Below are 10060 nucleotides of genomic sequence, written 5' to 3'. Positions count from 1 at the left end.
GTGTCACCCAGCCCTGCGAGCCGGATGCTGCACACCACGGTCACGGCTGTGGCCACAAGGAAGGCTCCCACGCTCCATGTCAACGGCCACAGGTCGGTCAGCAGGGTGAGCATGGCAGCCCTTCGTCGTTGCGGTCGCGGAAGGTGGTGAGCGTTCTCTTACCGGGTGGCTCTCGCTTCACACCCGGCGTACCCAGGGGCCCGCTCGCCCGCAGTGAACGGTCGGCCGCACCAGGCGCGGGGACCGCAGACCGGACCGCCGGCGGTAACGAGCCATTGTGCGGAGTCGGGTGTGCGTGAGCCGCCCGGGAATGCCGGGCGGCCCGAAAGAGAAGCTGGTGGGCTGTGGTCAGCGGCCTTTGAGGCGTTCGACGGCGGCGACGCCGCCTGCGGCGAGCGCGATCTGGATGGCCAGTTCGATCCAGTCGATACCTCCGGTGTCGGCGACGCCCATGGCGGCGGCGATGGCGGTGCCGATCAGAGCGGCGACGATACCGACGGCGATGGTCCACAAGATGCCGGTGTGCTGGCGGCCGGGCAGGGCGAGCCGCCCCAGCACACCGATGACGGCGCCGATGATGATGGCGGTGATGATTCCGGAGATCTCCATGCGTCCCTCCCTAAAAGTCGTTGGCTGTACGAATGCCCACTGGCCGATCGCTGACACAGATGTCCGAACGCCTGCCGGGCCGCGCTTCTTAGCTTGCTCTTCAAGGCCCGGCCGATTGAAGTTGGCCGGACTGAAGCTCGTCTCCGGGGGGGCTCGTTCGGCACCATGATCGTGTGACGAACAACGAGGAAGCCGGCGCATCGTCCATCAGTACAGGGCTTGTTGTAGGCATGCTGATCGGCATTCCCGTTGGGCTCGTGCTCGGACTGGCTGTTTTCGACAACATGGCGATGGGCCTGGTGCTCGGCGGGGGTGCAGGCGGAGTCCTTGGTGTCACTCTCCGCGCGTCGCGGCGCTCGCAGCGCCAGTCCCCGTGAGGACTCCGCATGGCTGCTCAGCTTGATCTGTAGCTCCGGCGCCGAACGGCATCTCGAACGGGGCCGCTCACCTGGGTACTCTCCGGACGCTGAGACGGCCTTCGCCTGATCATGTGCTCCGACCAAGGTCGTGGGCGGTTCGTAAGGTGAGCGAAAGCGGAGGTCGCGGGCGCAGAAGTCCACAGAGAGTGCGACGGCAGGGTCGGCAGATGGCTCCTCATATACGGACGATGGGCATCTCCCGGCTCCAGGGACCTTCGTCGGCAATTGAGCCGGGTGGCCCGAATCCGTCTGCAAAGCGTCGGATCCTCCACCGTGGGCCAGACCGCGGTTGTGGTCGGCGGGCGGCGGTGAGGCTTCGCTCCGGTGCGGGCCCCGTCGATGTGGCGGTGCACGGTGAAGGGCCGCTTGCGATGGCACGATCAGTGAGCGTCCAGCCGATGCGGGGGAGCGGCGGGGGCTTGGTCTTCGCGGAGCCGGGGTGTGGGCAGGGCCGCCAGTTCGGCTTCCAGGGCGTCGAGTGCCTGGCGGGCTGTTGCGATGCGCTCGTGCAGGCGTCGGGCGTCGGCTGTGGCGGATAGTTCCTGTGGCTGATGGGTTGGTGCTTCGAGTTCGCGGGCTTCTTCAAGAGAGTTGATGACGACGCCGATCAGGAGGTTGACCAGAACGAAGGAGCCGAGCAGGACGTAGGAGGCGAAGTAGAGGATGGTCCAGCGGGAGATTTCCAGGCCCGCGCGGACGGCGTCGCCGAGACCGTCGAGGGTGATGAGGAGGAAGAGAGTGAGAACGGCGCGGCCGAGGGAGCCGTAGTGCTCGGGGTCGTCGTCGGCGAAGAACACCCAGCCGACCATCGCATACACATACAGCAGCAGCGCCCCGACCAGCAGGAAACTCAACGTTCCGGGAAGGCTCTTGCCGACGGCCACAATCACGATCCGCAGCTGGGGGAGGAAACGCGCCGCGCGCGCCACCCTGGCCAGCCGGAGCAGCCGCAGCACGGTGGCGTTCTCGCGGGCGAACGGCAGGAAGGCCACGGTGACGACGAGCAGGTCGAACACGTTCCACGGATCGCGGAAGAAGTCCTTGGGGCGGTCGGCGTGGGCGGCGGCCCGCAGCAGGATCTCGGCGGTGAAGGCGGCGAGGAAGACTAGCTCTGCGGCGTGAAGGGTGCTGTGCCATTCATCCACGATGCCGGCGTAGGTTTCGATGCCCAGCAGCGCGGCGTTGCCCCCGATGAGACAGAAGACGGCGGCGGTGAACGCCGCCGAGTCCGTGATGCGGCGGCTGCGATCGGCCAGGGCGTGCCGTAACTGCGCGGCGGTCCGTTCGGACATGGGGTGATTCGATTCCTCGCAGACCTGTTCTGGCGCTCCAACAGGTGTGGATCTTAAAGGGTGCCGGCCCTGAACCGGGTTCGCCGACCGGGATCCGAGCGCTCTTGCCCCGGCCGGAGGACAAAGAGCAACTGGCCGGAAGACAGGCAGCCGGGGCCAGCAGTCCCAGGGTGCGAGAGCTCACTGGTCGTGGATCACCTGCGTCGCGGGGCACAAGATCCATCATCTGCCGTGCGCACCACAACCCAGCAGGCGATCGCGTCGCCGCCGCATCGTCACTGGCGCACCAGGGACCGGGTGGCCCCCAGTGGCGGTCGTCCGGCCCGTGGCGATGGCCGGGAACCTGCACGAGTCTGGAGATGCTTGCCGTGCTCCGTGCGGGATGGGAGAGGAAAGATGAGCGGACCCGTAGTGGTGGGAGTGGACGGCTCGGAGTCGAGTCTTGCTGCCGTGGAGGTCGCGGCGGGCGAGGCATCGATGCGCGGGCTCGGGCTGCGGGTGGTACACGCGTTCGTCTGGCCCGGCCTGCATGCACCACTCGGGTCGTCGCCCCTGGGTCCGGTCGAGGGTGAGATGCACCGGCTGGTCGAACGCACGATGGCGGAATCGGTTGCGCGGGCGCGCGCTGTAGCCCCGGAGGTGGACGTCTCCCACGCCGTGATCGGCGGTGAACCACTGGGGGTGCTGGCGGCGGAGTCGCGTGCGGCGGCGCTGGTCGTGGTCGGCAGCCGAGGGCTGGGCACGTTCAATAGTCTGTTGCTGGGGTCGGTGGCCGTGCACCTGGCCGCCCATGGACACTGTCCGGTCATGGTCGTGCGGGGCCGGCCGGGTCCCACCGGCCCCGTGCTGCTGGCGGTCGACGGCTCCCCGGCCGGCGAAGGGGCGGTCGACTTCGCGTTCACCGAGGCTTCGCTGCGGGGCGCGGACCTGCTCGCTCTGCACGCGTGGGGCACCTGGACCGAGCGCGCCTACCACGGCCCCGGGGATTCGCCCGCCGTGCTGTACGACGTGGACCGGCTCGGTGACGAGGAGGAGCGGCTGCTGGCCGAGGCGCTGTCCGGTCACCTGCCCCGGTACCCCGACGTCACGGTCCGCCGCTGCCTGGTGCAGGACCGTGCCCGTCCGGCGCTGATCGAGGCGAGCGAGAGCGCACAGCTCGTTGTCGTCGGGGCGCGGGGCCGGGGCGGCTTCGCAGGGCTACTGCTGGGCTCGGTCAGCCAGGCCCTCCTGCATCACGCGCACTGCCCCGTCGCCGTCGTCCGGTCTGACCTGCCCTGACTGGGAGAACATGCGTCTCACCCCGGCGGCTCGAACGGTCCGTCGCGACGATCACGGTAGGGGCACTGCCGCAGTAACCCGGCACTTGCTGCGGAGCCGCTTAGGGAGCGCGTCACTCAGGACAGAAGACAGTTACGGCGAGCTATTGATCGTTTTCCTTGCTGTACAAGGGCAGGCCCTGGGTGGCTCGCAGGGCGCCTGGCAGAGGGCCGTTCCGACGACGGCCGTCCGATCCATTGGCGTGACGGGGGAAGTGGAGCAACCGTGGTAGTAGGAGGACGGGTGCATGATGACGATGCAGCTCCCCAGCTTCACGCGGCGGTGGCCTTTCGGTCCGGCATCCGAGGGCTACCGGCCGGTCGGCCGTGATGGATGCGTAGCGCGTGCGATGCACCCAGGAGTCGGGGGGCTGCGCCGGGGCGGATTCGCCGGCTTGCTGCTGGGCTCGGTCAGCCAGGCCCTCCTGCATCACGCGCACTGCCCCGTCGCGGTCGTCCGGGGCTCTGATGCGTACCGGTGAGGCCGCTCGTCCGCGCGGTGAGCGAGACGCGGACGACGAGGAGCGGGCGTGGTGAAGGAGTCCCCGCATCGGCCTGGTTTCCCGCCCGGGCATCGCCGGGTGCGGGGCAGCCGGTGGCAGGTCGATGATCCCTACACGCTTACGGCAGCGGAAGTGCTCAGGCAGCTGGACGTCGACGCTGAGCTGGGGCTGGACACCGTGGAGGTCACGCGGCGCCGCTCGCTCGTGGGCCGCAACGCGCTCGTGGGGCGCAGGAAACTGTCGGCCTGGGCCATCCTGGTCGACCAGGTCCGCAGCGCGGTCGTGGTGCTGCTGGCGGTGGCGGCGGTGGCTGCGCTGGTCATCGGTGAAGTGGTGGAGGCCGCGGCGGTCGCCGTGGTGCTCGTCATCAACACCATCGTCGGGTTCGCCACCGAGCTGCGCGCGGTGCGTTCCATGGAAGCTCTGCGCCGGCTCGCCGCCACCGTCGCCGATGTCGAGCGCGATGACCGCCGTGACGAGCTCGACGCGGTCGAGCTCGTGCCGGGCGACATCATCTCGGTCGAGGGCGGCGATCGCGTTCCCGCGGACGCGCGTCTGATCGAGGCCAGCGAGCTCAGTGTCGACGAAGCGGCGCTGACCGGGGAGAGCGAGCCTGTGGCCAAGACGGTGGACGCCGTGGCCGCTGCTACCCCGCTGGCCGAGCGCGCAGGCATGCTCTACCTCGGTACCATCGTGCGCGCCGGCCGGGGCCGGGCGGTCGTGGTGGCCACCGGCACAGCCACCGAAGTCGGCCGCATCGCCGAGCTGGCCGCTTCGACCGAGACGATGCAGGCGCCGCTGCAGGCAGGGCTGGAGCGGCTGGGTCGCACACTGTCCCTGGTGGTCGTTGGCGTGGCCGGCGCGCTGGCCGGACTCGCACTGCTGCGCGGCCTCGACCTCCACGAAATCATCGAGGTGTCGATCGCGCTGGCCGTCGCCATCGTCCCCGAGGGCCTGCCCGCCGTCGCCACCCTCACTCTCACGGTCGGCATGCGGCGCATGGCCCGTCATCGAGCCCTGGTGCGCCGGCTGCCCACCGTGGAGACCCTCGGCAGCACCACCGTGATCGCTTCCGACAAAACCGGCACGCTCACCGCCAACCGCATGGAGGTCGTCGATGTCACCGTGGCCGAGGGGGCAGACGAGCGGTTGCTGTGGGAGAGCGCGGTCCTGTGCAACGACGCCGACATCGCCCCCGACGGCGAACCGGTGGGCGATCCCACCGAGGTCGCCCTACTCCGTGGTGCCCAGGACGCAGGCACCGACTGGCGGCACCTGAGGGAGCGGCACCCGCGCCGCGACGAGGTCCCCTTCGATCCCGCGACCAAACGCATGGCCGTGATCACCGACACCCACGTACACACCAAGGGTGCCCCCGAAGTCCTCCTCGACCCGCACCGCCATGGCGAACTCCTCGCCGCCGCCGACGGCATGGGCGGCCGGGCCCTGCGCACCCTCGCCATCGCCACCGGTCCCGCCCCCGCCGCCCCCGCCGACGACGATGAGCTGTTCGCCGCCGCCGACGTGCTCGGGGTCGTGGGCCTCGCCGACCCGCCCCGCCCGGCCGCCATCGAGGCCGTCGCCGTGTGCCACCGGGCGGGCATCCGGGTCATCATGATCACCGGCGACCAGCCCCGAACCGCTGCGGCCGTCGCCGACCAGCTCGGACTGCGCGCTCAGCCGGCCGTCACCGGTGCCGAACTCGACCGCCTCGACGACACCGCACTGGCCCGCGTCATCGACCAGACCGACGTGTACGCCCGGGTCGCACCCGAGCACAAGCTCCGCCTCGTCCAGGCTCTGCAGGCAGCCGGCCACACCGTCGCCGTCACCGGCGACGGCGTGAACGACACCCCTGCCCTGCGTCAGGCCGATGTCGGCATCGCCATGGGCCGCACCGGCACCGATGCCGCCCGTGAAGCCGCCGACATCGTGCTCACCACGGACGACTTCGGCACCATCGAGCATGCCGTCGTGGAAGGCCGCCGGGTCTTCGACAACATCCGCCGCTTCGGGCAGTACCTGTTCTCCTGGCACCTGGCTGTCGTTCTTGTCGTGACCGCCTCGATCGCGCTCGGCTGGCCCGCGCCCCTGGCCGGCCTCATGATCCTGTGGAACAACATCATCATCGATGTCATCCCGTCCTTCGCTCTCGCGCTCGAACCCAGCAACGACGACGCCATGCGCCACCCGCCCCGCCCGAAGAACGAACCCGTCCTCGGCACCGCCACTCTGCGACGGATCCTCACGCAGGGTGCCCTCGTCGGGAGCGTCGGTCTGACCAGCTACTTCCTGGCCACCACTACGATGTACCTCGACCTGGACACCGCGAGAACCATGACCTTCGTGACCCTCACCACCGCACAGCTTCTCGCCGTCTTCAACGCCCGCACCGACACCGGCTCCGGCTTCCGCGGCGCGACCGCCAACCCCTATCTGTGGGCGGCACTCGCCCTCACCACCGCCCTGGAAGCCGTCGCCCTCACCGTCCCCGGACTCCGCGACCTCCTCGGTCTCACCACGCTCGGCGCCGCTTCCTGGACCACAGCCATCGCACTCGCCACCCTCCCTCTCCTCCTCACCCAGTCAACACGGATCCTGCGCGCCACCCGAGCCAGGGAAGCCGCCCTACGGCACGTGGTTTAAGGAGGCGGCATCGGCACCTCGTCGGACCTGTACGGGCAGGATGGCGGCCACCGGCATCGCCTACCACGCCACCAGCGCAGTCCGGCTGCGTCCACCCGCAACCGACCAGGCCGGGACCCCGCGATACGTCAGGAGCCGACCGCGCTCACACTCGCGCTCAGGCCACTGCCGACTTCCTTGGCCGTGCTGAGAAGGTCGTTGCACTGGGTGGCATGGTGACCGTCGACTTGCTGCAGGTCCGCAGGTTCAGGGTGCATGTGGGCAGTCTCCCGCTCGCGGCGCACCTGGGACACCCATGGGCTCGTCGCCAGGCCGCAAGCGCCGAGCTTCAGTGCATCGAGGGCCAGTTCACGTCACCCATGATCTGCTTTGAGACTCTTTTCAGTGCCGAAACGCAAAGGTGGCCCTGCAAATTATTTTGCAGGGTTATTGTGTTTCTTGGTCAATTGTTGACTAAGTATTGGGATGCTCTAGAGGCTGCGAATCGCCCGGGGGGGAGGCCCATGTTCCGAGATACGAGGGCCGGGACTGTGTTGTCGGTCCTCGCCATCACCCTGCTTGATCCCTTCTCTTCGCACCCCCGTATCCTTTGCAGCCGCGCACGCAGTCCGTCACGTCCTGGCCAAGGGTCATTCCGGATTCATGCTCTCCGGGAAGGTGCTGCGCGACGAGAGTGTCATCTGTCGGGAGGCCAGCCACCGCGGGGACCCGATCGGCTATCTGCGCACCTGCGATCGGTACCGCACTACGGCAGCCTCCACACCCGACTGACACCTGAGGGAGGGCGCCTCGAGGCAGCCGGATGAACCGGGGCAACACCCGTACCGCAAACCACCGCACATCGAGATCCTCCAGCCCACTCCCCGGCGGCACGTCAAGTGTTCCGCTTGAGCAGAGCAGTCCCCCACCTGTCCTGTAGCCCGACGCGCCCCCACGGCGCGCCAGGAGGAGTTACCACACCATGCAACCCCTCATCGACAACGCCCGCACCTTCGGACAGCGCCCTGAGGAGTTCGCCGGCCTCGCCAAAGGCCAGTCGCCCGAGGTCCTGTTCATTACCTGCGCCGACTCCCGGGTTGTCCCGGCCCTGATCACCGGCGCCCGACCCGGCCAGCTCTTCGAGCTGTGCACCGCGGGCAACATCGTTCCGCCATACGCCGCGGAACACCCCACCAGCGAAGCGGCCACCATCGAATACGCCGTCGAGGTCCTCGGCTGCCGGGACATCGTGGTCTGCGGCCACTCCCACTGCGGTGCCGTCGGCGCCATGGTACGCGGCGACGACCTCGACGCCGTACCGGCTGTGCGCGACTGGCTCGCTCACGCCGCCGACGAGCCCAAGTGCTCCGACCCCACCGATCCGACGGTCGCCGAGGCCGTGCAGAACCACGTTCTGACGCAGCTGCTGCGGCTGCGTTCCTACCCCTGCATCGAAAAGCGCCTACAGGCGGACCAACTCCGGCTGCATGGCTGGTACTACGAGGTGCACACCGGGGCCGTGCGCGAATACCGCGCGGAGACCGAGACGTTCGAGGCGCTGTGAGGGGGCTGACCGTGATGTCGAAGTTCCCTTATCTGCGGCAGGACTTAGCCGCCTCCATCGTTGTCTTCCTGGTCGCTGTGCCGCTGTGCGTCGGCGTGGCCGTCGCCTCCGGTGTTCCCGCCGAGCTGGGCCTTGTCACCGGTATCGTCGGCGGCCTCGTCACCGGGCTCATGCCTGGCAGCAGCCTCCAGGTGTCCGGGCCCGCCGCGGGCCTGACCGTGCTGGTCTTCGAGGCGGTCAGCGAGTTCGGAGTGGCCGCACTAGGCGTGATCGTGCTGATGGCCGGGCTGCTCCAGCTCGCAATGGGCTTGTTCAGGGTGGGCCGCTGGTTCCGGGCGATATCCGTCTCGGTCGTCGAGGGCATGCTCTGCGGTATCGGTTTGGTGATCATCGCCGGGCAGATCTACGCGGCGGCGGGCCTGAAGGCCCCGGAGACCGGCATCGGCAAGATCACGGGCCTGCCGGGGGCATTCGCCGACGCACTCGGCAACACCGAGGCCCTGACCTCCCTCGCGATCGGCGCGGGCACCATCGCCGTCATCGTGCTGTGGAAGAAGATGCCGAAGAAGGCGCAGGCCGTGCCCGGCGCCCTCGCCGCGGTGCTGCTGGCCACGGTCGCCACCGCCGCCTTCAGCCTGCCGGTCGCCACCGTCGAGGTGGAGGGTCTGCTCGGCGTCATCCAGCCGCCCGGCGCCGACGCCTTCGGGGAGCTCGCCGGTCCGGCCATCTGGGGCACGATCATCGCGTTCGCACTGATCGCTTCCGCCGAGTCGCTGTTCAGCGCGGCCGCGGTGGACAGGCTGCACGACGGTCCCCGCACCCAGTACGACAAGGAGATGCTCGCCCAGGGTGCGGGCAACACCGTGTGTGGTCTGCTCGGTGCGCTGCCAATGACAGCGGTGATCGTGCGCAGCTCCGCCAACGTCCAGGCGGGCGCGAAGACCAAGGCGTCGCGTGTACTGCACGGCGTGTGGCTGCTGCTGTTCGCCGTCGCGTTGCCCTCCGCGCTGGCGCTGATCCCGCTGCCCGCGCTCGCCGGCATCCTCGTGCACGCCGGCTGGAAGCTGATCCCCTTCCGCCAGCTCGCCGGTCTGTGGCGGGGCCACAAGGGCGAGGCGCTGATCCTGGTGGTCACGGCCGTGTCGATCGTCGCCGTGAACATGTTCGAAGGGGTACTCATCGGTCTGGCCCTGGCGGTGATCAAGACCGCCTGGGAGGCATCGCACCTGAAGACGGAGGTCATAGACAAGGGCGCCGGGCCGATCCAGGTACACCTGTCGGGCAACGCGACGTTCTTGCGGCTGCCGAAGATACTCGACAGCCTGGAGGCCCTGCCGCAGGACCGACCGATCGAGGTAGACGTGTCCGGGCTGTACCACCTCGACCATGCCTGCCGCACGGCCCTGGACAACTGGGCCCAGCGGCACAGCGCACCCGACACCGAACCGGTGAAGGTCAAGACCGCGGAACCGGTGAGGGCTACGGCGCCGTAAGGAGGGATCTGCCGCCCGGCCGGATGCTCGACCCGAGCCCCCGGCCGAGCGGCTCGTCGCGGCAGCACGAACGAGGACCGACCAGACCACCGCACGCAGCGCGCCGGCCACAGCGTTGAGGTCCCTGCCGACCCGCTACGCCCGGTCCTGGACAACGGGCAGACCACAAAGGTCCAGGGGCATGGTCACCAGGGCGCCCCCTTCTCGGCGAAGAGCGGGCGCGGCCCTGCGTAGCCGCG

At 69.2% G+C, this 10060-nt stretch carries 8 protein-coding genes and 1 pseudogene; 6 read left to right on the top strand and 3 right to left on the bottom strand.

Features of this window, described 5'->3' with window-relative positions:
• Window positions 1-348 precede the first annotated feature (348 nt).
• Complete coding sequence (locus QNO09_RS17950) at window positions 349-609, bottom strand: GlsB/YeaQ/YmgE family stress response membrane protein (RefSeq protein WP_283971195.1); 261 nt, start codon at window positions 607-609, stop codon at window positions 349-351.
• A gap of 173 nt (window positions 610-782) precedes the next feature.
• Between QNO09_RS17950 and QNO09_RS17945 the strand changes: the two genes are divergently transcribed.
• A complete protein-coding gene (locus tag QNO09_RS17945; protein ID WP_283971194.1) occupies window positions 783-986 on the top strand; it encodes a hypothetical protein in 204 nt (67 codons plus the stop codon).
• Window positions 987-1408: 422 nt separating this feature from the next.
• On the opposite strand, the gene QNO09_RS17940 is transcribed toward QNO09_RS17945, so the two are convergent.
• Complete coding sequence (locus tag QNO09_RS17940; protein ID WP_283971193.1) at window positions 1409-2320, bottom strand: ion transporter; 912 nt, start codon at window positions 2318-2320, stop codon at window positions 1409-1411.
• A 396-nt stretch (window positions 2321-2716) separates the two neighbouring features.
• On the opposite strand from QNO09_RS17940, the gene QNO09_RS17935 reads away from it, so the two are divergent.
• From QNO09_RS17935 to QNO09_RS17925, 3 genes and pseudogenes are all read left to right on the top strand, one after another.
• Window positions 2717-3598, top strand: a complete 882-nt coding sequence (locus QNO09_RS17935; RefSeq protein WP_283971192.1) for a universal stress protein — start codon at window positions 2717-2719, stop codon at window positions 3596-3598.
• Between the two features lie 400 nt (window positions 3599-3998).
• Window positions 3999-4118, top strand: a pseudogene (locus QNO09_RS17930) (universal stress protein); the annotation flags it as partial.
• A 48-nt stretch (window positions 4119-4166) separates the two neighbouring features.
• The gene (locus QNO09_RS17925; RefSeq protein WP_349636977.1) at window positions 4167-6785 is read left to right on the top strand and encodes a cation-translocating P-type ATPase; all 2619 of its coding nucleotides are present in this window, start codon (window positions 4167-4169) and stop codon (window positions 6783-6785) included.
• A gap of 128 nt (window positions 6786-6913) precedes the next feature.
• Here the strand turns inward: QNO09_RS17925 and QNO09_RS17920 are convergent, their stop codons facing one another.
• Window positions 6914-7042, bottom strand: a complete 129-nt coding sequence (locus QNO09_RS17920) for a hypothetical protein (RefSeq protein ID WP_283971191.1) — start codon at window positions 7040-7042, stop codon at window positions 6914-6916.
• A 704-nt stretch (window positions 7043-7746) separates the two neighbouring features.
• On the opposite strand from QNO09_RS17920, the gene QNO09_RS17915 reads away from it, so the two are divergent.
• The gene (locus QNO09_RS17915; protein ID WP_283971190.1) at window positions 7747-8328 is read left to right on the top strand and encodes a carbonic anhydrase; all 582 of its coding nucleotides are present in this window, start codon (window positions 7747-7749) and stop codon (window positions 8326-8328) included.
• Window positions 8329-8342: 14 nt separating this feature from the next.
• Window positions 8343-9821, top strand: coding sequence for a SulP family inorganic anion transporter (locus tag QNO09_RS17910; protein ID WP_283971189.1), 1479 nt, complete (start codon window positions 8343-8345; stop codon window positions 9819-9821).
• Window positions 9822-10060: the final 239 nt, after the last annotated feature.

The organism is Streptomyces sp. 378 (genome assembly GCF_030124145.1).
Lineage (GTDB): Bacteria > Actinomycetota > Actinomycetes > Streptomycetales > Streptomycetaceae > Streptomyces.
The sequence above is the reverse complement of the archived record's forward strand: the minus strand, read 5'-3'. Positions and strand labels throughout refer to the sequence as shown.

Bases quoted from the DNA above. Each gene is read 5' to 3' on its own strand.
- QNO09_RS17950 (WP_283971195.1), bottom strand. From the start codon at position 609: ATGGAGATCTCCGGAATCATCACCGCCATCATCATCGGCGCCGTCATC.
- QNO09_RS17940 (WP_283971193.1), bottom strand. From the start codon at position 2,320: ATGTCCGAACGGACCGCCGCGCAGTTACGGCACGCCCTGGCCGATCGC.
- QNO09_RS17935 (WP_283971192.1), top strand. From the start codon at position 2,717: ATGAGCGGACCCGTAGTGGTGGGAGTGGACGGCTCGGAGTCGAGTCTT.
- QNO09_RS17920 (WP_283971191.1), bottom strand. From the start codon at position 7,042: ATGCACCCTGAACCTGCGGACCTGCAGCAAGTCGACGGTCACCATGCC.
- QNO09_RS17915 (WP_283971190.1), top strand. From the start codon at position 7,747: ATGCAACCCCTCATCGACAACGCCCGCACCTTCGGACAGCGCCCTGAG.
- QNO09_RS17910 (WP_283971189.1), top strand. From the start codon at position 8,343: ATGTCGAAGTTCCCTTATCTGCGGCAGGACTTAGCCGCCTCCATCGTT.